12 protein-coding genes are annotated in these 24,830 nt (G+C 57.1%); 9 read left to right on the top strand and 3 right to left on the bottom strand.

Annotated features, from left to right (window positions below; all coding sequences use genetic code 11):
* Window positions 1–2 precede the first annotated feature (2 nt).
* Window positions 3–1,547, top strand: a complete 1,545-nt coding sequence (gene ilvA, locus ACL2XM_RS23215; protein ID WP_413731676.1) for a threonine ammonia-lyase, biosynthetic — start codon at window positions 3–5, stop codon at window positions 1,545–1,547.
* A gap of 206 nt (window positions 1,548–1,753) precedes the next feature.
* Here the strand turns inward: ilvA and ilvY are convergent, their stop codons facing one another.
* On the bottom strand, window positions 1,754–2,641 hold the full coding sequence (gene ilvY, locus ACL2XM_RS23220) for an HTH-type transcriptional activator IlvY (RefSeq protein WP_413729269.1): 888 nt from the start codon (window positions 2,639–2,641) through the stop codon (window positions 1,754–1,756).
* Between the two features lie 183 nt (window positions 2,642–2,824).
* On the opposite strand from ilvY, the gene ilvC reads away from it, so the two are divergent.
* Both ilvC and ACL2XM_RS23230 read left to right on the top strand, forming a co-directional pair.
* Window positions 2,825–4,303, top strand: coding sequence for a ketol-acid reductoisomerase (gene ilvC, locus ACL2XM_RS23225; protein WP_410013120.1), 1,479 nt, complete (start codon window positions 2,825–2,827; stop codon window positions 4,301–4,303).
* Window positions 4,304–4,779: 476 nt separating this feature from the next.
* A complete protein-coding gene (locus tag ACL2XM_RS23230) occupies window positions 4,780–5,262 on the top strand; it encodes a hypothetical protein (RefSeq protein WP_413731677.1) in 483 nt (160 codons plus the stop codon).
* A gap of 129 nt (window positions 5,263–5,391) precedes the next feature.
* Here ACL2XM_RS23230 and ACL2XM_RS23235 read toward each other — a convergent pair whose 3' ends face one another.
* Window positions 5,392–6,612, bottom strand: a complete 1,221-nt coding sequence (locus ACL2XM_RS23235) for a type II toxin-antitoxin system HipA family toxin (RefSeq protein ID WP_410013123.1) — start codon at window positions 6,610–6,612, stop codon at window positions 5,392–5,394.
* Window positions 6,609–6,911 (bottom strand): helix-turn-helix transcriptional regulator, encoded by a 303-nt coding sequence (locus tag ACL2XM_RS23240; RefSeq protein ID WP_410013124.1) that lies wholly within the window; start codon window positions 6,909–6,911, stop codon window positions 6,609–6,611. Before ACL2XM_RS23240 ends, ACL2XM_RS23235 begins: the two co-directional genes overlap by 4 nt.
* Window positions 6,912–6,964: 53 nt before the next feature.
* Between ACL2XM_RS23240 and ACL2XM_RS23245 the strand changes: the two genes are divergently transcribed.
* The 6 genes from ACL2XM_RS23245 to tnpC all read left to right on the top strand — a co-directional run bounded on the left by ACL2XM_RS23245 (window position 6,965) and on the right by tnpC (window position 24,649).
* Window positions 6,965–7,162 (top strand): hypothetical protein, encoded by a 198-nt coding sequence (locus tag ACL2XM_RS23245; RefSeq protein ID WP_410013125.1) that lies wholly within the window; start codon window positions 6,965–6,967, stop codon window positions 7,160–7,162.
* Window positions 7,163–7,493: 331 nt separating this feature from the next.
* Window positions 7,494–8,243, top strand: coding sequence for an SDR family oxidoreductase (locus ACL2XM_RS23250; protein WP_410013126.1), 750 nt, complete (start codon window positions 7,494–7,496; stop codon window positions 8,241–8,243).
* A gap of 503 nt (window positions 8,244–8,746) precedes the next feature.
* Window positions 8,747–10,471: a ShlB/FhaC/HecB family hemolysin secretion/activation protein gene (locus tag ACL2XM_RS23255; RefSeq protein WP_413729274.1), complete on the top strand. Its 1,725-nt coding sequence runs from the start codon at window positions 8,747–8,749 to the stop codon at window positions 10,469–10,471.
* Between the two features lie 75 nt (window positions 10,472–10,546).
* Window positions 10,547–21,910, top strand: coding sequence for a hemagglutinin repeat-containing protein (locus tag ACL2XM_RS23260; RefSeq protein ID WP_413731680.1), 11,364 nt, complete (start codon window positions 10,547–10,549; stop codon window positions 21,908–21,910).
* 792 nt (window positions 21,911–22,702) lie between these two features.
* Window positions 22,703–23,050, top strand: coding sequence for an IS66 family insertion sequence element accessory protein TnpB (tnpB, locus tag ACL2XM_RS23265; RefSeq protein WP_413731681.1), 348 nt, complete (start codon window positions 22,703–22,705; stop codon window positions 23,048–23,050).
* Window positions 23,051–23,080: 30 nt separating this feature from the next.
* Window positions 23,081–24,649: an IS66 family transposase gene (gene tnpC, locus ACL2XM_RS23270; RefSeq protein ID WP_413731683.1), complete on the top strand. Its 1,569-nt coding sequence runs from the start codon at window positions 23,081–23,083 to the stop codon at window positions 24,647–24,649.
* Window positions 24,650–24,830 lie beyond the last annotated feature (181 nt).

Consider the following 24,830-nt stretch of genomic DNA (forward strand, 5'->3'; position numbering starts at 1 on the left):
TCATGGCCGACTCCCTACCGTTGCCCGCCGCGCCCTGCGCGGCGGAATACCTGCGCGCCACGCTGCGTTCGCCGGTATACGAGGTGGCCCAGGTCACCCCGTTGCAAGTCATGGAAAAACTCTCCGCGCGCCTGGACAATACCGTCCTGGTAAAGCGGGAAGACCGGCAGCCGGTGCACAGCTTTAAGCTGCGCGGCGCCTATGCGATGATTTCCGGCCTCAATGAAGAGCAAAAAGCCCATGGCGTGGTGACCGCCTCGGCGGGCAATCATGCCCAGGGCGTGGCGCTCTCCGCGACCAGGCTTGGCATCAAGTCGCTGATCGTGATGCCGGTTGCCACGGCGGATATCAAGGTGGACGCCGTGCGCAGTTTCGGCGGCGAAGCCTTTCTCTATGGCGCCAATTTCGACGAGGCCAAGGCCAAGGCTATCGAGCTGGCGCGCGAGTGTCATTACACCTTCGTGCCGCCGTTCGACCATCCGGCGGTGATCGCCGGCCAGGGTACGCTGGCGATGGAACTGCTGCAGCAGGACGCGCATCTGGACCGGATTTTTGTACCGGTGGGCGGCGGCGGCCTGGCCGCGGGCGTAGCGGTGCTGATCAAGCACCTGATGCCGCAGATTCAGGTGATCGGCGTGGAGGCCGAGGAATCCGCCTGCCTGTGCGCGGCGCTCAAGGCCGGCGAACCGGTGGACCTCCCCCGGGTCGGTATGTTCGCCGAAGGCGTGGCGGTCAGGCGTATCGGCGACGAAACGTTCCGCTTATGCCGCGAGTACCTGGATGACGTAATTACCGTGGACAGCGACGCCATCTGCGCGGCAATCAAGGATCTGTTCGAGGACGTGCGGGCGATAGCGGAACCCGCGGGCGCGCTGGCGCTGGCGGGCATGAAAAAATATATTCAGCTGCATAATATCCGGGGCGAACGATTGGCCCATGTGCTGTCCGGCGCCAACGTCAATTTCCACGGCCTGCGTTATGTTTCCGAGCGCTGCGAGCTTGGCGAGCAGCGCGAAGCGCTGATGGCGGTTACCATTCCCGAGCAGAAGGGCAGTTTCCTGAAATTTTGCCAGCTGCTGGGCGGCCGCGCGGTAACCGAGTTTAACTATCGCTACGCCGACGCGGATAACGCCTGCATTTTTGTCGGCGTGCGCCTGACCCGGGGACGCGTGGAGCGCGATGAGATCTTAAGCGAGCTGACCGCCGGCGGCTACCAGGTGGTGGATCTGTCCGACGACGAGATGGCCAAGCTGCACGTGCGTTATATGGTGGGCGGACGCCCGTCGAAACCGCTGCGCGAACGCCTGTACAGTTTTGAATTCCCGGAATCGCCGGGCGCGCTGTTGAAATTCCTGCATACTTTGGGGACGCATTGGAATATTTCCCTGTTCCATTACCGCAGCCACGGCACCGATTACGGTCGCGTCATGGCGGGTTTCGAGCTGGGCGAGCAGGAGCCGGAGTTTGACCGCCACCTGTCCGCGCTGGGTTATGAATGCCACGACGAAACCCAAAATCCGGCTTTCCGCTTCTTTCTGCAAGGATAACCGGGCATCCCGGCCTGGCCGGCAACCAGGATAACGGGCATGCTTCCCGGCGCCGGGATGGGTAGCGTCCCGTCCCGGCGTTCCGGGCCGCTATAGCGCAACGATCTTAAGCGGCTCCTGCCGGAAGGGCGCGACCGTCGAAAAAAATTCAGCAATGGCGCTTCGCCGCCATTAACCAGGCCATTGCACCCTGGCTGCGTTGCCCCTTAACGTTCCAGCAGTTGCCAGAACGCTTCAATCAACGGTTCCTGCAAGCGTTTGCGCTGTACGCATACCCCTAATTCCAGCGGTTCTACCGGCGTACCGTGCTCGACAATCTGCACGCGGTTGCGCACCGGTTCGGGGCTGTTGTCTACTACTACCGAGGGGATCAGCGCAATGCCGCAGCCGAGCGCCACCATGGAAACAATGGCCTCGTGCCCGGCGACGGTGGCGTAAATCTGCGGATTGGCGAGGCGGTTGTCGCGAAACCAGTGATCGATACGGCGGCGCGCCGGACCGTGCTCCGGTAAGATAAAGGGGATATGCGACCAGTCCGGCGTGGCGACCAGCGCCTGCGCGCGTACCGGGCAGGGCAGGGCCGGGGCTATCAGGATCATCGGTATTGCGCCGATCGGAGTAAAATCAATGCTGGCCGGCAGGATTTCGGGATGGCCGGCAATGCCTAAATCGGCGTCGCCGGACTGCACTTTTTCCACGGCGTCGGCGGGGTCGCCGGTGGTCAGTTTTATTTCCACCAACGGGTGCCGGGCGCGGAAATGGTCGAGGATCGGCGGCAGGTGGCTATAGGCGGCGGTAACAGAGCAGAACAGCCGCAGCTCGCCGCTAAGCGACGGACCGTGCTGGCCCAGGCGATGGGACAGCTGCTGGTACTGCAGCAGCGTCTGCTGGGCAAAAATCTTCAACTGCTCGCCGGCGTCGGTAAGCTGTACCGTGCGGTTGTCGCGCAGGAACAAGACCCGTCCCACGTCTTCCTCCAGACGCTGGATCTGGCGCGACAGCGTCGACGGGCTAACGTGGGTCGCTTTCGCGGTGCGGCCGAAATGGCGGCTTTCCGCGAGGTGAAGGAACAATTTAAGATCGCGCAGATCCATAGGGGCAGCACCTTTAAACCGCTTTTTCCATGCGCAGCGCGCACGTTGCACAATATGCAATATCAGATTGTTAATATATCAATTTAAGCAACACGATTCCTGCTTTATAGTGGCAAACATCCTATTCCCGTCCGGCGGGAACCCTTATACCAGAAGTACCATACCCTATTACGGAGTAGCACCATGGCTAACTATTTTAACACCCTGAACCTGCGCCAGCAGCTGGAGCAGCTGGGTAAATGCCGCTTTATGGCCCGGGATGAATTCGCCGATGAAGCGGGCTACCTGAAAGGTAAAAAAGTGGTCATTATCGGCTGCGGGGCGCAGGGGCTGAACCAGGGCCTGAACATGCGTGATTCCGGACTTGATATTTCCTACGCGCTGCGCAAGGCGGCCATTGACGAGAAGCGCCCGTCCTGGCGCAAGGCCACCGAAAACGGCTTTAAGGTCGGTACCTATGAAGAACTGATCCCGCAGGCCGATCTGGTGGTCAACCTGACGCCGGACAAACAGCATTCGGTCGTGGTGCAGGCCGTGCAGCCGCTGATGAAAAAAGGCGCAGCGCTGGGCTACTCCCATGGGTTTAACATCGTCGAGGTGGGCGAGCAAATCCGTAAAGACATCACTGTTATCATGGTGGCGCCCAAATGCCCCGGCACCGAAGTGCGCGAAGAGTACAAACGCGGTTTCGGCGTGCCGACCCTGATTGCGGTACATCCGGAAAACGACCCGCAGGGTGAAGGCATGGCGCTGGCCAAGGCCTGGGCGGCCGCTACCGGCGGCCATCGCGCCGGCGTCCTGGCGTCATCGTTTGTCGCCGAGGTAAAATCCGACCTGATGGGCGAACAAACCATCCTGTGCGGCATGCTGCAGGCCGGCTCGCTGCTGTGCTTCGATAAAATGGTCGCGGACGGCATCGACCCGGCCTACGCCGGGAAACTGGTGCAGTTCGGCTGGGAAACCACCACCGAAGCGCTTAAGCAAGGCGGCATTACGCTGATGATGGACCGTTTGTCCAATAGCGCCAAGCTGCGCGCCTTTGCCTTGTCCGAGCAGTTAAAAGCCCTGATGCAGCCCTTGTTCGAAAAACATATGGACGACATCATCACCGGCGCCTTCTCCAGCGGCATGATGGAAGACTGGGCTAATGACGACGTGAAATTGCTGACCTGGCGCGAAGAGACTGGCGCCTCGGCGTTTGAAAACGCTCCGCAGTTTGAAGGCAAAATCAGCGAGCAGGAATATTTCGACCACGGCGTGCTGATGATAGCCATGGCCAAGGCCGGCGTGGAGCTGGCGTTTGAAACCATGACCCGCTCCGGTATCATCGCCGAATCGGCTTACTACGAATCGCTGCATGAGCTGCCGCTGATCGCCAATACCGTGGCGCGCAAGCGCCTGTATGAAATGAATGTGGTGATTTCCGATACCGCCGAATACGGCAACTACCTGTTCGCCAACGCCGCCGTGCCGCTGCTGAAAGCCAACTTTATGGACAGCCTGCAGCCGGGCGATATCGGCAAGGCCGCGCCTGCCGCCGAGATTGATAATGCGCAGCTGCGCGATGTCAACGAAGCCATCCGCCACCATCCGATTGAAATTATCGGCGCCACCCTGCGCGGGTATATGAAAGATATGAAGCGCATTGCGGTTGCCGGCTGATTCTTCCACCGGCGACAGTCGCTGATATTTCACAAGGCCCCGCGCTGATGCGCGGGGCTTTTTTTTCAGCGCGTGAGATTGCCGACAACGGCCTGACACCGTAGACAGGACGCTGATCCCATCGGGATAGTCTTTATACGTTACGACCGCAATCTGCGCCGATGCGGCAGGCTATGAATAATGTATAACCCATGATTCATTAAACGTAATAACGTGCAATATAGCGTTCAATTTCGAGACGGCCCTCGACGATAATGATACTCACGGCGAAAGGCATGGCGGATAGTCGCCCGCCATTATATCGTGCTTTTGCGCCTGCAAATCAGGCGCTGGGATTGGTCTCCCTGATACAAAACTTAGTGGCGGCATTTGACGCTTATGCGTATTTTGATGTCGTGAATTCAGCTCACCCTGAAACTACGTAATTCAGGCAATTCGGTGGTGGTTTATGAATATCACTTAGTGGAGGCTGCCTTATGGCTACGATCCCAACCCAAACTCATGCATTACTTTCTGTCCCCTTCCGTTCAACCACGGATTTCACCGTGCTCGCCGGGCATTGCGAACAGTTCGCTGAAACCCTGCGTGAAAGTAGCGATACCACACGCCGGCAGGCGCTTAGCGCACGGCTTGCCGAATGCCTTGCCCAGTTGCAACCCACGCTGAACGACCCAATCCCGCCTCACTTGATTGTAAGCCTGACCGTGGATGATTTCCCGGTGACCTCGCCCCGCTTTGAACCTGACGCCGAGCTGCTTTGCGAATATTGCCAGGCGCTGGCGCGAATTCTGATGGACCGGGCTCTATTTCCGGAAATGGAGCACACCCTCACCGGATTGCTGTTTGAACTGGTCAGTTATTTTGCCGATGAGTTGAGAGCGCTGCGCTGGATACGTACCGCCCATGGGGTGAAATTTATCGCGGAGGTGGAGAGGGCTGGGGAAAGCGGAATATCCTGAATAAAGGAACACGCCCTTACCGCGTGTTAATCTTGTAGAAAAAGTCCTGAGCCCTAGGCCAGGACTTAGATTGCACAGGGAAAGGCTAGAAATAGCGGCATACAAAAGCGCCTGGGACGTTCAATACTGTCACCGTGAGGGCAAATAACGCAACAATCGCTCTGTATCGTCATGTTCAAACGACCTTTCCATTCGCATAATTTCCTCGCCTCGCAGACCATTGCCTTTCGCTATATTTCGCCATTGTGAAACTGCTTGGGCAATCTTGGTCAACGCTGCGTTAACTTCAGCTTTCCCAGCATCGAAAAATTCAGCTAGCGCCAGACAGGTGTCCAGAGAGGGTTTGGAGCGGTCACCATCGAATGACAAGTTATGATTACGGCGCGCAAAATGTTCCGTTGTCGGATTGATATCGTAAGCTGGAGAAAGCCGCCAACCTTGTGGTTCGCGTAAAAAACCATGATTACGCAGATGGTCATCAATGTTGCCCGTCATGGCATTAAAGATCATACGGCTAAACAGTTCCAGCCGGTCTGCCCCGGGTCGCGATGAGTAATGGGTGAGAGCATCCGCAATTTCAATATAGCTGGCGCCTTCTTTATTATTTTCGTTACGTTCCAGTAACGTCATGGCGGAAATAAAGGGGATGCGTTTACCGTCCAGGCGGTCAAAACGCTCCACCAGAAGCACTGGTCTGTCACCACCGGCATTCAAAACCCGGTGATGTGCGGTGCGAATACCCGCTTTTCTTGCGAGACCCAGCATGGTGGCTTCCCAGAGTGATACGCGTTCTGTGTCGGTATTGCTTTGAAACTTCGCCAGCCACAGCTTATGCTTGTCTTCCACCGAGGCTTTGGGATGAGCGCCCCCCAGAGAAGAACCGGGTTGCGCAATCATAGCCAGATCTGACGCGCTTTCCCGCCCGGCTTCAAAGCGGTGAACGGCGGCTTCCAGTTCCCGCAAATTGACCAGTTTTGGCACGTCATGGTTATCCGCTAAAAAAACGTCTGGCTGTGCGGCATCGCTGAGGCGTAACGCCCCCATTCTCATATAATCGCTGACGCCAAGGAGAAAATCGCACTCGGACAGATGGCGGTTGTTGACCCTGGTCTGGACTAGGCGCCCCCATCTATCAGGAGAAATATCCTGGAATGCGCCCCACAGCTTATTATCTACATAAGGTGTTCTGGGGATAAGCTCCAGCGCCGGATCAATGGCGAATCCGTTCCTGGCCCAGTCTGCCGCATAGGTAAATTGATAACGTTCCGTGCCTCTGGCGACATACACGTCCAGTTGGCCGACAAGTCGCGCGTTATCTTGCCAGTCAATGGTGACGTTAATGCTCTTCATTCTGTTCTCCGTGTGCGGATACGGACGGGCAACTCATCATCCATCAAATCCAGCCCGAGTGGATCCTGAGTCCGGTCTATGATGTTTTCCAACTGATCCAACTTACCAAGCACATACAGCGCTATTGCATAACTCCCCATTGACACTTTTGCATCGCCGGCCTCAAGCCTGCTGAGCGTGGCGCGGGTGATACCGATTCGCTCAGCCATCAGCGAGGTACTTATGCGGCGGCGTTTGCGCGCATCCTGTATATCGCGGCCCAGTTTCTTCAATGCCTGCTCTACCCGGAATACTCTCATTTTGCATACTCCGTGATACACTAAAGTTTATATTGCTAAATATAGCATACAGAATGACGACATTTCATAAAGAAATAGAGACAGCGGTCGAGAATTCAGGTTGTTTGTTTACCACCGTTAAAATAGAGCACATCCTCACAGGGCTGCTGTTCGACGTGGTGAGCTATCTTGCCGATGAACTGAAAGCGCCGTGCTGGATATGTATCGCCGAAGTGATAAAGTTTATAATAGAAGTGGAGATGGCAGGATAAAGATACGTGCCACGTTATCAAAATCCGTCATCAGGGCGGATTTCTTCATTGTGGTGTCGGACTCAATGAGAGAAAACTTTTTGAAAGCGCGATAGCAATCGTTTTCCCCGCTGGAAGCGTGACATCAATACCCCGATCTCAGCCAGACGCTATCACATAACATTTTAATATTGACGGCTGAGCCATCGCCATCAGGGCCACATTGGCTTGTTTACTGCCCATTGCTTTCAGCTGTTCAGTCTGATAAATGTTGGGTGCTTACCTGACCGGACACCCCCCTTGGCGCGGAAACGCTATTGTGACGCTTCACTTACGACCGGATACACAGCATATGAAAAATAAAATTACCCTGATAACCGGCGGCGATCGCGGCATCGGCCGGGCTACGGCATTATGCCTCGCCAGTAAAGGACACCAGGTTTGTATTGGCTATCATACCCGTGAAGCCAGTGCGCAAGCGGTTATCGATGACATTCGCCATGGCGGCGGGAATGCCATTGCGGTTCAGGTAGATATCGCCCAGGAAGAACAGGTGGTGGAACTGTTCAGGCAAATAGATAAACAGCTTGGCCCCATTACCGGGTTGGTCAATAACGCGGCAATGCTGATGCCTCAAGCCTCTATCGAACAGTTGGATGCAACACGGCTTGCCACCCTGTTTGCCACCAATGTCAGCGGCAGCTTTATCTGCGCCCGGGAAGCGGTTAAACGGATGGCGCATCGCCATGGCGGCCAGGGGGGAGCCATCGTTAACGTATCCTCGGCGGCATCACGGCTCGGTTCACCCCATGAATATGTGGATTATGCCGCTTCGAAAGGCGCCATTGATACGTTAACCATTGGCCTGTCCCTGGAGGTCGCGGCCCAGGGAATTCGCGTTAACGCCGTGCGCCCCGGCTTTATTTACACCGAAATGCACGCCGATGGCGGCGAGCCAAAACGGGTGGATCGTGTTAAAGGTAATTTGCCGATGCAACGCGGCGGCCAGCCAGAAGAAGTGGCTCAGGCTATCGCATGGTTATTGTCTGATGAGGCTTCCTATGTCACAGGCAGTTTCCTTGATCTTGCGGGAGGAAAATAGTTCGCATAATAAAAGAACAAAAAATATTGCGGGGCTCATCACTGATCTGACACTATTTCTCAATTACTGGCGTCCTTTGCGCTTACCATTATTTCGCTGATGAACTTAATGAATATCAACCTCATCAGTCAGCCTTATCATATATATTATTCATGCTGGATCTTTGGTGGTTGTTTTATTATTTTCCGCGGAATAGATTAATAATTTCACTTTTCTTTCATCAGGCCGACTTTTCGGCGATATATAGCTTAGCCCGTGAAATTATAATTCCCCAGCAGTGGCTTGCTTCAACTCAAGGTTTAATAATGGTTTAATAATGTTGCCGATTTTGAATTGATTTTTTTCTGGGCTCATACGCATAATGCCACTATCTCAAAACGGATATTCACCCTGCGTTATATCTTGATGCAAATGACTCACTTTATCGGGTGAGAACCATTGTCCTGCGATATTTGAGTAATGGACAAGATGTCCATTGATTGACATTGAATAAGGAGCCATGGATGGGCCATGATTACGCCGGCAGTATACCGCTGCTAACCCGATGGGCATTTCTTTTGCTGTCCATCTTCATCTCTGCTCCGCTGATTGCCGGCCCCTTTTCTGGGGGAGCCGCACAAAGCGCGTCGGCTATTGACGCCCAGGAACAGTTTAGACAGCAGGAACGTGCGCGCGCGTTACAAAAGCAAAATGCCCCTGTTTCAGACATCCACCTTGACCGTCCCGGCATAACTCTGCCTGATTATCCTGTCGATGAACATCCCTGTTTTACTATTAATACTCTTCAATTGGATGGCGATTCCGCCAGCAATTTCCAGTGGGCGCTGGAAGCCGCCGGCGACGCCAAAGGCCGCTGCCTGGGGAGTCAGGGGATAACGCTGGTCATCAATAAAGTCCAGAATGCCATCCTGAAAAAAGGCTATGTCACCACCCGCGTGATGGCCCGGGAGCAAGATCTGACGACAGGCGTGCTGACGCTGACGCTTCAGCCCGGACGCATTGGCAGCATCCGCTTTGATGGGCCGGTTTCCTGGCGCGCCAGATTATGGAATGCCATGCCGGCGGCATCAGGCGACATTCTTAATCTGCGCGATATCGAGCAGGCGCTGGAGAACTTGAAACGGGCGCCCAGCGTTGCGGTCGATATCAAGATTATGCCCGGTGAGCAAGAGGCCACCAGCGATCTCGTCGTGAGCTGGAAAGAAGGCCGCCCGGTTCGTCTCAGTTTAGGGCTGGATGACAGCGGCGCCAAAAGCACCGGCCGTTATCTGAGATCCGCGACCCTGGCGATTGACGCGCCTTTAGCTCATAACGATCTGTTTTATATCAATATGGGCAGTGATGTGTTTCAGCGCGGGCCGTTTGGTAACCGCTCCCGTACCCTTAATTATGCAATTCCAATCGGGTACTGGGGGTTTTCCGCCAACTACAACGATTACACCTATCATCAGAATATCGCCAACGCCAACCAGCTACTGACCTACAGCGGCAAGAGCGAGAACATGCAGTTGACGGTGTCCCGGCTGCTGTTTCGCAATCAGTCGCATAAAACCACTCTCAACGTGCGTGCCCATCGTCGGCATTCCACCAATGCCGTGAACGGTCAAGATATGGATACTCAGCATCGCCGTACCGCTGCCTGGGAGCTGGGGCTTAACCAGCGCAGCTATCTCGGCAAGGCCACGCTGGATGCAAACATTAACTGGCGTCGAGGGACGGGAGCGTTTGGCGCCCGGTCGGCGCCCGAAGAGGCCACGCACCGCGGCAGCGCCCGCACGGGCTTCGCCGTGGGGGATATCAGCCTGAATTATCCATTCGCCTGTGTTGCGCAGCCCTGGCGCTATTACACCAGCCTGCGCGGTCAGTGGAGCAAGCATCCACTGACGCCGCAAGACCGCATGGCCATTGCCGGGCGTTATACCGTGCGCGGGTTTGACGGCGAGCAAATGCTAGCGGGTGAAAAAGGCCTGCTTTGGCGTAATCAACTGGCCTGGAATGTGATGTCGCGCGGTCATGAGCTTTACTGGGCTGTGGACTTTGGACGTGTCGGCGGGCCGGCTGCCCACAAGTTGGCCGGACGCCAACTGGCGGGCGGCGCTCTAGGGCTGAGCGGCGCGTTCTGGGGGCGGTTCAGCTACGACGTGTTTGCCGGAATGCCCCTTTATAAACCGGAAGGCTTTCATACCTCAGGCGTTACCAGCGGTTTTAACCTCAACCTGCAAATTTAATGTCAACCGGCATGTTTGTCCGTGTCAGATCAACACTTTTGCTGCTTGGGCTGTATTTTCACAGGGACGGAACCCATGAACAAACATTGCTATCGTCTTATCTTTAGCCGCAGCCAGGGTGAATTACGGGTGGTGTCCGAGCTGGCGCGCGGTTGCAGCATCTGGCCCGGTCAAAGGCGCGGAACCGGCGCCTCGCGTCTTTGGGTGACGGTGCGCCGGGCCGAGTGGCTGCTGGGGCTGGCCCTGTTTGCCGGGCCGGCGCTGGCGCATGGCATTGTTGCTGATGGGCGCGTGGCGCATGAGTTGCGTCCGGAAGTGATATCCACGCGGAATGGCCTGCCGCAGGTGAATATCACAGCACCTAATCAGGCCGGGTTGTCACATAATCATTTTCAGCAGTTCGATGTTGGCCCTCAGGGCGCCATCCTTAACAATTCGGCGGAGATGATCACGACCCAGATGGCAGGGATTATTCAGGGCAATCCCAACCTTAATCCGAATGCCGCGCCGGCACGGGTCATTCTTAATGAAGTTAACAGTGACAATCCCAGCCAACTGCGGGGTTTTCTGGAAGTGGCGGGCGGCATGGCGCAGGTGATTGTGGCCAACCCGTCGGGGATTGTGTGTGACGGCTGCGGCACCATTAATGCCGGACGCATGACCCTTACCACCGGGAGGCCGCAGTTAAACGCCGACGGTAGTCTGGCAGGATACCAGGTCGAACGGGGCCTGGTACGAGTCGAGGGCGGCGGACTTAACAACGATGCGCGGCATGATACCCGGTATGTCGATATTCTGGCGCGCGCGGTGAAATTGAATGCCTCCGTCAGGGCCGAAAATGAAATCTTAGTGGTGGCGGGCCGCAACCATATCAGTGCGAACGGTCAGGCGGTGACGCCCCTGGCCTCTGACAGCACGGCACCCGAGCTGGCGATAGATATGGGACAACTGGGAGGCATGTATAGCGGTCAGATCCGCATGATAGGCACCGAAGCGGGTGTTGGCGTGCGCGGCCAGGGCGGACACCTGCGCGCGGGCGCGACCCTGGCTGTGAGCAGCGAAGGCCGCCTTAGCTGGCAATCAGGCGCGGTGGAGATGGTTACCCAGGCCGGAGGCGATATCACTCTTGCCGCCAGAGGCACTATCGAACATCACGGCAAACTCCACAGCGGAGGGCGGCTGGTGGTGCAAAGCCGCGAGGGGGTTATTCGCCAGTCGGGCACCCTGGCGGCGACGGGTGACGTCCGGCTGGACGCTGCCAGGGGCATTCAAGGCAGCGGGCATATGCTGGCGGGGAGCAATGAGAATAGTGCGCTGATACGTGGGGCGGACTTGACGTTGCATAGTCAGGACGACATTCGGGTCAGCGGCAGCCTGTTGAGCCAGAAAGATGTCAATATAACCGGGCGCCGAATAGATATCGGTCAAGGTCGCCTGGCGGCCGAACGCGCCGTCTTTGTGGCACAAGCTGGCGGAGTCGTCCTGCAGCAGGCAACGGTCGACAGCGGTCAGCTCACGATCAACACGACGGGCAATATTGATGCGCAGAAGGCCCAAGTGCGCGCCGGCCATTGGGATATTAATGCCGATAGTCTGTTTACTCCGGGAGGCGTCTGGTCGCAGGTCGGCCCTGGCGGTAGCCGACTCATCCTAACCGGCTCACTGGATAATACCGATGGCGACATCGATGCCCGGCAACTCACCCTGGATGTGGCATCCGTTAATAACCGGCATGGCCGCCTGGCCGCGTTAGACGAGATAGCGCAGCATTGGCGGGTGCGAGGCCGGCTGAGCAACCACGAGGGCGTGGTAGGATGCCATGGCAATCTGACGCTTGAGCTAGGGGACCTGGATAACCAGGATGGCACGGTGAAAAGTCAGTCCGAGCTTAGCATCAAGGTGCAGGAAAATATCCATAGCCTGGGTGGTAAGCTGCTGGCCGGTCAGAAACTGACGCTGAATACTTTGGGAACAGTCGACAACCGGTCCGGAAGGGTGCAGGGCGGGCATCTGCAACTTAGGGCACAAGGTCTGAATAATGCGCATGGGCACTTGGTCAGCGGGGGACACCTGCATCTGAGTGCACGTCAGTCTGTTGACAATCAACACGGCCTTATCGATGCCGGTCACGCGCTTGATGTCAGTACCGATGGCGACTGGAGTAATCAGGGTGGCAAACTGGTGAGCAAAGGAGACTTGCACCTCAATGCACACCAGTCGGTGGATAACCGAAACGGCCTTATCGAAGCGGCCGAGACGCTGGATATGCGCACCGGCGGCGGCTGGGACAACCGCGAAGGTACGGCGCTTGGCGCTGGCCAGGTCAGCGTTGTGGCCAGGGATCTTGATAACACCGCCGGCAAGGTGCGTTCGGGGGGCGGCATGATGCTCGGCACCGCCGGCAACCTCATCAATCAGGCCGGAACCCTGTCGGCAACGCAGGAGTTAAGCTGGCAGGGCGGCACGGACAGCCTGCTGGAGAACGATGCGGGCACATTGCTCAGCGGCGCGCAGATGTCACTGCGGGGCGGGCATCTGCACAACCGGCAGAAGGGAACCATACAAAGCCAGCAGGCGGTGACGCTGGACCTGGATGGCGTTTGGGATAATCAGGGCGGAGAATTGGTCAGCGAGGGACACCTGCACCTCAATGCGCATCAGTCGGTGGATAACCGAAACGGTCTTATTGAAGCGGCTGGGACTCTGGATATGCGCACCGACGGCGGCTGGAACAACCGCGAAGGTACAGCGTTAGGCGCCGGCCAGGTCAACGTTGTGGCCAGGGATCTCAATAACGCCGCCGGCAAGGTGCGTTCGGGGGGCGGCATGATGCTCAGCACCGCCGGCAACCTCATCAATCAGGCCGGAACCCTGTCGGCAACGCAGGGGTTAAGCTGGCAGGGCGGCACGGACAGCCTGCTGGAGAACGATGCGGGCACATTGCTCAGCGGCGCGCAGATGTCGCTGCGGGGCGGGCATCTGTACAACCGGCAGAAGGGAACCATACAAAGCCAGCAGGCGGTGACGTTGGACCTGGAGGGGGTTTGGGATAATCAGGGCGGAGAATTGGTCAGCGAGGGGAGCCTGCACCTCAATGCGCATCAGGCGGTGGATAACCGAAACGGGCTTATCGAAGCGGCTGGGACTCTGGATATGCGCACCGGCGGCGGCTGGGACAACCGCGAAGGTACAGCGTTAGGCGCCGGCCAGGTCAACGTTGTGGCCAGGGATCTCAATAACGCCGCCGGCAAGGTGCGTTCGGGGGGCGGCATGATGCTCAGCACCGCCGGCAACCTCATCAATCAGGCCGGAACCCTGTCGGCAACGCAGGGGTTAAGCTGGCAGGGCGGCACGGACAGCCTGCTGGAGAACGATGCGGGCACATTGCTCAGCGGCGCGCAGATGTCGCTGCGGGGCGGGCATCTGCACAACCGGCAGAAGGGAACCATACAAAGCCAGCAGGCGGTGACGTTGGATCTGGATGGCGTTTGGGATAATCAGGGCGGCAAACTGATTAGCATGGATCACGGCGCGATACGCGCCCTCAGCCTCCTTAACGCAATGGGTGATATCCAGGCGTTCGACGCACTGGATGTGCATCTCATTCGCACGCTTGATAATAGTAATGGCCTCGTCTCCAGCCAGGGCTCTCAGTCCCTGAGGGCGGAAAACATTCTCAACGCGGGGGGGGAAATGGGCAGCCAGGGCGGTTGGTTCGCAGTCACCCGGCGGTTTGACAATAGCGAGGGCAGCGTACTGAGCATGCAGGATGCGGCGCTTACCGTCACCGGCCTGGATAATCGGCAGGGCTTGCTGCAGTCGAAGGGTTCGCTGATGTTGCGAGCAGTGCAGGACATCCGCAACGAACTGGGAAAAATCAGCGCCCAGGCGCGCCTGGATGTGCAAGGTGTCACCGACGGGGCGGCAGGGGGTAAGCTGCGTAACGCCGGCGGCCAATTGACGTCTGGTGACGCTCTCAATGTGACGGCGCAGAGCGTGGATAATCAACAAAACGGCTTAATCTATAGTCAGAAGCAGATGAGGTTGGCTTTGACCGATGCCCTGGATAACCGTCAGGGTAAACTGGTAAGCGGTGAGGGAGTACAGATTAGCGCCCGGTCGCTGCTGAATACGCAGGGAACGCTGAAAAGCAGCGGTGACCAGCAAATTTCAGCGGACCGGGTAGACAACCTGCAGGGGGGGGTATTGTGCAGTTTGGATGCGCTGACGCTTGCCGCGCGGACGCTGTCCAATCTGGGCGGTATGCTTATCAGCCGGAGCGCAGGCGTATACCGTATTGATGTGCTTAATAATCAGGAGGGAAAAATCCACAGTGACGGTACGCTGACTTTGAACGGCGATCAAATCAACAACCCGGCGGGGGATTTGGCATCGACCGGGACGCTGACGCTTGTCAGCGCGCAGCTGGATAACAGCGGCCAGGGTAAAATTACCAGCCGGGATGCGCTGGACGTGGGGGTAAACCGGCTGAACAACCGCGATGGCGGACTGCTGTTGGGTACAACACACACTGATATAACGGCCCATGAGCTGGAAAACAGCGCGGGGTGGGTACAAAGTGTCGGTACGCTGACCTTGTCGCAAATGACGCGATTGGATAACCGACAGGGGCATCTTCTGGCCAACGGTACGTTGAGTATCAATGCCACCGATCCTAACGCGCTAGTGCTGTTCAATCAGGGCGGCAACATCAAGAGCGGAGATAGAACCGTTGTCAACACACAAACTCTGAATAACCAGGGTGGAACAATATTTAGCCAGCAGGCATTGACGGCAACCGTGCAACAGGACTACACCCACCAGGTCGGCGATACGATTAATAGTAATGGTGAGACAATATTATCTGTCGGCGGCGTGCTGATTAATCTTGCCGACTGGCTACTATCCGGTGACCTAACCGTCAACAGCGCCCATTTCACCAATTTGGGCTCCCTGGTCGGGAAAACGCTGAACTTGACAACCGGCGCGTTAATCAATCAAGGCCGCATTGAAGCCGACAGTGTGACACTTATCAGCGACACCACGAATAACCGCGCGACCCTAGTTGGCGGTGACGTGAATGTGCGCAGCAGGATTATCGACAACGACGGACGCGATGTGGTGATGGCCGCCACGGAGAGTCTCAACCTTACGGCCGGCGAGCGCCTGACCAACCGGGATGGTGGCCTGATCTACAGCGCCAACACACTGCAGCTTGTTAGTGATGACAACATTGAGAATCGTGCAAGCAGAATCGAGGCCGATGGAGATGTTTTGGTCGATGCCCAGCGACTGGATAATCTGCGTGAAGGACTGGATATCGAACACGATGCGGAAAAAAGCAACTATAAATGGCGCCGTGCCAACCTCTACTGGCGTTCTTACGGCTCAAAGGTTAATCCCGATAAAAGCACTATCGCGCCCACCACCCAGCGACTGACGTTCAACGATGACGATGCGGCGGCAAACAGCCGTTACGGTACCCTGCTGGAAATAGATGCCGCCGGCAAAAAGGCGCAGCTTTATGTTAAGGATAATAAGGGGAAGATGCGCAGTGTGTGGGTGGATTACCTGGAGCTGACGCCAGGAAGCGACGGTGGCTACGACATGACGTTCTATGAGACGCGGGGTTTTCGGCAGAAAGGGGTTCCGACGCCTTACCATAATACGTTCTGGCGTGAACACGACCGCGGCCGGATTGATACGTGGGATCCTGACCGATACATCGACGTTGCCGAGGCTCCTTTTGTAACCGACTACAGCAATTTCCGTGAGCGGACGGTCACAGGTAGTTCGTCCACGGACAAGCTGGTATCAGCGGGCTCCGGCGCCCACATTCTGGCGGGCGGCAACATGGTGTTGCGCATTGCCGGTCAGTTATTCAATGACGCCAGTACGCTGAGCGCCAACCGCGACCTGTCGGTTGAGGGCGACGGCAAGCTGATCAACCAGGGGTATTCGGTAAATAGACGCGATCAGGAGTATATCGTCGATCATTATGACAAGGACACAATACATTGGTATCCAACGTTCAATCGCGACGAGACCACGGCGCTGGCCACAATTGACAGCATATTAACCGGCCACGGCAATGTCGCCATCAAAGGTACTCATATTGAGAATACCACGGTCAACCCGGCGCAAATCAGCACGGTGCAGGCAGCACAGAAAGCAGCAGAAGCCGAGCGCGCAGAATGGCAACACAATCCGCTGGCGTTCGCGGTTGATAAAGCCAAATGGAGCACGACCCATTTCCAGCTGACGCCCCGTAGCCGGCCGCTCACACAGTCAGAACTTGAGCTCATCCCGGCCGGAAGAAGGCTCGCGCCGGGAGAATGGGCTCTTACGTCGGCGCAACGAAATCTCCCGACGGCTAACCTGACGCTTACGCCGGGCAGTAGGCCGCTCACGCCGGCTGAAATTACCCTGACCCACCAGCAGCACCTTGGCAGAGTGGCGACGTCTATTCCCAATAATGGACTGTTCCGTCAGCAGCCCGACGCGGGAAGCGCCTATTTGGTGGTGACAGACCGCCGATTCACCGATCGAGGCAAATTCATCAGCAGTGATTACTTATTGCAGCGTATAGGATATGACCCCGCAAAAGTCCATAAGCGCCTGAGCGATGGCTACTATGAACAGCGTCTGGTGCGCGAGCAATTGCTGCAGTTGACCGGTCGTCCCTCCGTGCGCGGCGAAAATGCAATGGCACAATATCAGTCATTGATGAACAACGGGAGCCGCGTGGCTTCAGACTTTCAGCTGGTACCGGGAATAGCGCTGACGCCGGCGCAAATTGCCGCGTTGCAACAGGATATCGTCTGGCTGGTGAGCGAAACGGTCGACACTGCTGAAGGGCCACAAACGGTTTGGGTGCCGAAGGTATACCTGGCCGGGAACACATTACGTTTGACGGGGGAGGGCGCATTGATTGGCGGGGGCAATCTGTCTGTGTCGACCCGAAGCCTTGACAATGCCGGCAACCTGTTTGCCGATGAGGCGCTCAAAATAGACACCAGTCACTTCCTGCAAGAGGGTGGTGAAGTCCGTGCTGATGCCATCAGCATCCATGCCGACAGCCTTACCCTGAGTACCCGTCTGCAGGATGCGCTGCGCCAGGCGACAATGACCGCGCGTGAACTCAGTCTCACCAGTGGGGATATCCTCCTGCGGGGGGCCAGACTGAAGGCGGCACAGAACCTCAGCCTGAACGCGCGCAATAATCTTGATATCACCACGGCCAAAAACAGCACGGAGGCGGATCTTAGGGTATTAACCGGAACGATAGGTAACCGGGCCGGTGATTCTTTAAGAGAGGACGGAAATCGTCTGGCACAGGTCAGCGGCGAGTGGCAACAGGCCCTGGGTAGTGAGCTAAGCGCGGGTGGCAATCTCAGCCTTAAGGCGGGTCAGAATCTCTCCCTGCTAGGCAGTCAGGCCCAAGCCGGAGGCAACACACATGTACGGGCCGGCGGGGACGTGAAGCTATTGGCGGATACTACCACCAACACTACCCACCTCAGCGCGGGCAGCCGTACATCGTCGGTGAGTAACCGCCGTGAGGAGGATAGGCTGCATCTCAGCACCCTGAGTGGAGATAAGGGCTTAACTGTTCAGGCGGGAACAACCCTTTTGGCCAAAGGGGCACAAATCGACAGTACCTCCGGCAGTATTGGCCTGAGCGCGCGGCAGGTCACGATCGGGGAAGCGCGTCAGCGTGTCTCGGATCGGGACAGCGAGCGCAAACGCGATGGCAAAACGCAAAGCCGGCGGGATATGGTAACGACGAGTGATAGCGCCGTGAGCAGCACTCTCACCGCCCGTGACGAGATGATGATCGTGGCTCGTGACGGTGATATATCGGTAACGGGCAGTACGCTGCACAGCGAACAAGGGGGGCTGGTTGTGCAGGCGAGCAAGGATATTCATCTTAATAGCGCCACTGAAAGCCAGTACCAATTCTCGGATGAACGCTCGGAGAAAAAGGGATACCTGTCGAAGAGCAGCAGCCACAGGGTTAAGGAAGATCACGTCACCCGCGAAACAGGCACTCTGCTGAGCGGTAATACGGTATTGCTCTCCGCTGGCAACGACCTGACTGTGACCGGGTCGGCGGTGGTGGGCGACAATGATGTCACCCTGCAGGCGGGAAACAATATCGCCATTACTGCCGCCACTGAAACGCAATACCACTATTTACTGGAAGAGCAGAAAAAAAGCGGGTTGATGGGCAGCGGAGGCATCGGTTTTACCGTGGGCAGTAAGTCATCTCGCCACCAGGTCAAGGAAGATGGGGCCACGCAAAGCCAAAGCGTCAGCACGCTGGGCAGCAGCAAGGGCAACCTGAATCTTACGGCCGGCAACCGAATGTATATCGGCGGAGCCGATCTGGTTGCCGGACAGGACCTGACGATCACCGGCGACAGCGTGCAAATTGATCCGGGGTATGACAAACGCACCCGTAAAGAGACGTTTGAGTCAAAACAAAGCGGCCTGAGTCTGGCGCTATCGGGAACGGTGGGCGGCGCGCTTAATACCGCCGTCAGCACGGCGCAGCAGGCAAACAAAGAGAGCGACGGCCGCCTGAGGGCCCTGCAGGGCACCAAGGCAGCGCTTTCGGGTACCCAGGCGGCACTGGCGTATGGGCAAGATAACGCCCTGACGGAGGCGGCGGATGCTAAAAACGCCGCCGCCGGGCTCAAGGCAGGCGACGAAGGTGCACAGCAAGGAGCCACCAACACGGTTGGCATTAGCCTGTCCTATGGTAGCCAGTCATCCCGGAGCGAAACGCGTACGGAAAGCGCACGGTCACACGGAAGTACGCTCAATGCAGGCAAAGACCTGACGATTACGGCCACCGGAAACGGTGCGGACGGTCGGGGAAATATCAGCGTTCAGGGTAGCCAACTGAAAGCGGGCGCGGATATTGCGCTTGCCGCCACACAGGATATCACCCTGCTGTCTGCACAGAATACCGAACGCATCGACAGTAAAAACAGCAGTAAGGGCGGCAGCGTTGGTGTCGGCATCGGCGTCGGAGCCGGCGGTTACGGCGTCAGCGTATCGGCGAGCGTCAATGCCGGCAAAGGGCATGAGAAAGGCCGCAGCCTGACCCATTCGGTAACCACCCTTGATGCGGGACAATCTCTCTCCCTCACCAGCGGTCGCGATACTACCCTGAAAGGGGCGCAGGTCAGCGGAGAGATGATCAGCGCTAATGTCGGCCGCAATCTAACCCTAACCTCCGAGCAGGACAGCGATCGCTATGATAGTCAGCAGCAGAACGCCAGCGCCGGCGGCAGCTTTACCTTTGGATCGATGACCGGTTCTGCCAGCGTGAACGTCAGCCGGAATACGCTGCACAGCAACTATGACTCGGTTACGGAACAGACCGGGCTGTTTGCGGGAAAAGGCGGCTATGATATCAAGGTTAAAGATCACACCCAACTGGACGGAGCGGTTATCGCTGCCACGGCAACGCCGGACAAAAACACGCTGGACACCGGCACGCTGGGCTGGACGGACATTGATAACCAGGCCGACTATAAGTCTGAACATCAGAGCGCGGGCTTTAACAGCGGCGGACCGGTTGGCGGTAATGTGCTAAGTAACGTCAGCGCGCTGCCGCTGGCGGGCACGAACCATGAGAATCATGCTTCCGGCACGACGAAAGCGGCGGTATCGGCAGGCAGTCTGATCGTTCGGGATCAGGTGAATCAGCAACAGGATATCAGCCAGCTCAGCCGGGATCCAGACCATGCCAACGACGGCAGCATCAGCCCCACCTTTGATAAAGAAAAAGAGCAGAAACGGCTGCAAAAGACACAACTTATTAGTGATATTGGCACGCAGGTGCTTGATATCTATAATACCCATGCGGAGACGAAAGCCACCCGCGAGGCCACGGCTGTGATGTCCGATAATGCGGCCCTTTCCCAACTTAAGGCGCAGGCGAAAATGGAGCTCGATACGGTGAAGCGTGCCAACCCCGCAGTTGAGAATGGCCCGCAGGCAGTAAGGGATAAGGCCTGGCAGATGGCTTACGACAATGCCCTCTCAGCACAAAGCGCCGGAATGGGCGGCAGTGTCAGGATGGGGGTCAATGCCGTGGTGGGCGCGCTGCAGGGACTGGCCGGCGGGGATATCAAGGCGGCGCTGGCGCAGGGTGCGGCGCCCTACCTGGCGGACAAGGTCAAGACTAATACCACGCAGGGCAAGCCGCATAGCGAACTGAGCGATGAGGAGAAGCGGAATAACGTGGTGGCGCATGCCATCCTGGGCGGGGTAATAGCCGAGTTGAGCGGCGCCAATGCCGTAGCGGGAGCGACCGGTGCGGCAAGCGGCGAAATGGCCGCGCCGGCGATAGCACTGGCATTATACGGCACGGCGGACAGCGATAAATTGACATCGCAACAAAAGGAGAACCTGGGCGCGCTGTCGACGCTGGCGTCGGGGATCGCGGCGGGAGTCAGCAGCGGCAGCATATCAGGTGCGACTGCGGGGGCGCAGGCTGGCAAAAACGCGGTGGAGAATAACTTCCTGAATGGTGATGAAGCCCGTGCGTTTGAGAAAGAGTGGACGGAATGCAAGGCTACGGGCGGTGACTGTGGCGCAGTTCGGGACAAATACGCAGCGATAAATGCCCGACGCAACGAAGAACTCCAGCAAATATGTACCGACAGCCCCCTCACCTGTGCGAGCTATCAAAAACAGCTGGTTGATACCGGTATCGATGCGGCCACACGCCCCACATGGATGCCAGACTGGTTCGGTGCGCCAATACGAGATGATGAGATCCGTGGCGTGGTACAGACGGAAAATGCCAAGGCGTTGGAGTATATCCATAAAAACACCGATAACTGGGACCGACTGGGATCGTTTGTGGCGGAGCCGGAAAATGTCCTAGGACTTGCCGGAACAGCGAAGTCATTCGTGGCCTCATCCGCGACCACAACAGCGAAAGCCACGGGTGCCGCCATGAGTCTGGGGGCAAATGCCGGTGTACAGGTGTTAGAGGGGAAAACAGGCGAAAAATTTGATTACACCAGTTTCTTCACGTCAGGTGTGAGTGGAACCGCCGGGGTAGGGAAATCGCTTAACTCTAATGTCAGGTTGAATGTAGGGGGAGCCTATTTTAGCAGCCATGTAACGGGCGAAAACTCAGAGGCTGCAATGATGGGGGCGGCGGGTGGAACTGCTATTGGTTTTGGCTTGGGTACAACGATCACGCGCCCATGGGAAGCTAAACTTATCAAAGAACATTTTGGCATGGAAGCGAGTAAAAATGCCCTTAAATATTCCGAGACAACATTCGGGCCAGGTTATTTATTCAAAGAAGTAAAACTAAGCCCTATACCTGGGATTGCAGGCAGTACAAGTGCAGCTACAGTGCAGGAAGCGACAAGTACCCTAATACAAAAGGATGGTATTGAAAATTGAAGAGGCCGTATTTATCGTTAATTGTAATCATGGCCTATTTTTCAGCAGGATTCAGTGTTGGAATACCACTTGCTATTTGGCTTTCATTGAAAAACATCACTGAAATCAATTTTTCTGATTATGCCATTCTAGGAGCATGTTATGGTGCTATTTGTGGACTTGCTATATGGCTGCTATATAGATTTAATTTACATTAATAGGTGTTAACAACTTTTAAGCTTTATATATCCCGGCCCCTGCGCCGGGATTTTATCTTACAGACCCGCTTGTTATTCCGTAAGCGATGAGATGCTCTTCCCCCTTCTTCACGACAGCATCCATTTCCGCCATGATGGATAAACTTTAATCAGAAGAAAAAGTAAGAGGGATACCCTGTCTGAAATGAAAATTACCGGTATCGATCTGGCTAAAACGAACTTTTATCTCTTCAGCGCCTCGCCAGTTCTACTCTCCAGAACTGAAGTTAAAACTGGCTCAGCTTGCGCTACAACCAGGCGCATCCGTTGACGAGAACGTGAATGACAATGTCCTGTTCAAATGGATACGCTTGTTCGAGTGTGGAGGACGGGTTACCCGCCGTCAGCCCAAAGCCGGCCACACCCCGCCAGCCACCACGCTTTTACCTATCCATATCACCGGGAATCCCGCGACGCCTGCGGCCCCGCAGAGATCTCAGCTGGAGCACCCCTGTTCCTGTGAAATCACATTTCCCCGGGGACGGATGATGTTGACGTCACCTTCGGCCGCGTTGCTGACCGTCCTGGTTCGTGAGCTCATGCAAGGCCCGCAATCATGATCGGCTTACCGGCGGGCACCCGTATCTGGCTGGTCGCCGGTCAGACTGACATGCGAAAGGGCTTCCAGGGCCTGGCCGGCCAGGTCGTATCCGCCCTCCAGCAAGACCCGCTGTCCGGCCATGTCTTCGTCTTCCGGGAAAAACGCGGCAACCTGACAAAGGTGTTTTGGTCGACCGGGGACGGCCTGTGCCTGCCGGCAAAACGCCTTGGGCGCGGCCGCTTGGTCTGGCCGCAATCCCGGGAGGGAAAAGTCTTCCTGACGCCAGCCCGGTTATCGATGCTGTTTAAAGACATAAATTGGAAACAACCGGAACGCACTTCGTTTAACCTGGCGATATTGTAATAACCCGATAGCTTCCCTTAACATCCTGGCATGAAACGAAAAAATCATGCCTTGCCCACTGATGTGCCCGCGCTGCAAGCGCTGGTACTGCAACAACAAACGCTGGTCGCGCAACAACAGGCGACCATCGCATCCCTGCACAATGACCTTAACGCACGCAAAGCAGAAATCGACCGCCTGCTGGCGCAACTGGCGAAACTGCGGCGCCTGTACTTCGGCCGCAGCTCGGAAAAGGCCGGGCGACAGATAGTCCAACTGGAGCATCGCCTGGAAGCGCTACTGACGAAAGAGACGTCCCAGTCTGCGCGTGTCGAGGACCCGGCGGTGCCGCCGGCCTTACGCCCCTCACCGGTACGTCGGCCTTTACCGTCACACCTGCCGCGTGAAGAGTGCTGCCTGGAGCCGCACGAGCCGGCCTGTCCCGCCTGCGGCGGCGATCTTAAGCCGCTGGGCGAAAATGTCAGCGAACAGCTTGAGCTGATTAAAAGCGCGTTCAAGGTGATAAAAACCCGGCGTAAGAAGAAGGCCTGCGCCCGCTGCGATGTCATCGTCCAGGTGCCGGCGCCGTCGCACCCCATCGAACGTGGCATCGCCGGTCCGGGCCTGCTGGCGCGCGTGATGACGGCGAAATACGCCGAGCACTCGCCGCTATATCGACAATCGGAAATCTTTGCCCGTCAGGGCGTCACACTGAGCCGGGCCACCATGGCCGGCTGGGTGGGGTTGTGCAGTAATCTGCTGGCGCCGCTGGCCGACGCGGTATGCGACTATGTTATGGACACCGGCAAGGTGCACGTCGACGACACGCCGGTGGACGTGCTGCAACCCGGCAAAGGTAAACCGAAAACCGGCCGGCTGTGGGTCTATGTGCGTGACGACCGCAATGCCGGTTCGCGACTTCCACCCGCGGTGTGGTTCACCTACAGCCCGGACCGCAAGGGGATTCATCCGCCAACGCATCTGGCCGGGTTCAGCGGACTGTTGCAGGCGGATGCGTACGCGGGCTTCAACCCGCTATACGAAGAAGGCCCTATCCGCGAGGTCGGCTGCATGGCCCACGCCCGGCGTAAAATCCATGATATCCATGTTCGCCATCCGTCGCCAACCACCACCGAAGCCCTGCAGAGGATCGGCGAGCTGTATGCGATCGAAGCCGACATCCGGGGGCGCCCGGCCGAAGAACGACAACAGGTGCGCGAAGCGCGATCCCAGCCGTTACTGATGGGCCTGGAGAGCTGCATCAGGGAAAAACTCACCACATTGCCGCGACAGGCCGATACGGCAAAGGCGTTCAACTATCTGATGAACCACTGGCCGGCGTTGTGTTACTACGCCGGCGATGGCTGGGCGGAGATCGATAACAATATCGCGGAAAACGCGCTGCGGATGGTGAGCCTGGGCCGGAAAAATGATCTCTTCATGGGGTCGGACAGCGGCGGCGAACGCGCCGCGCTGATGTATACGCTGATCGTCAGTTGCAAACTGAACGGGGTGGAGCCCGAAGCGTATCTGCGCCATGTGCTCGCCATTATCGGGGATCATCCCATCAATAAGATCAAAGAGCTCCTGCCATGGAATCTCAATATTCCTGCTGAATAACTGTCAATACGGCGCTGGGCGTGCGCTTACTCTGCCGTGGACTTCCGGTAGGCTAATGTTGCCAACCGGGCTGTAGGGGCCCGGATATTTTAACGACCAGGCCGGTTCCGTTTGTGGTGTCCTTTAATCCGCGCCCGGAGAAAATCCCGCGCATAATCTGGTTGGATACTATGCGGGCATC

The organism is Sodalis sp. RH20 (genome assembly GCF_047324205.1).
Lineage (GTDB): Bacteria > Pseudomonadota > Gammaproteobacteria > Enterobacterales > Enterobacteriaceae > Acerihabitans.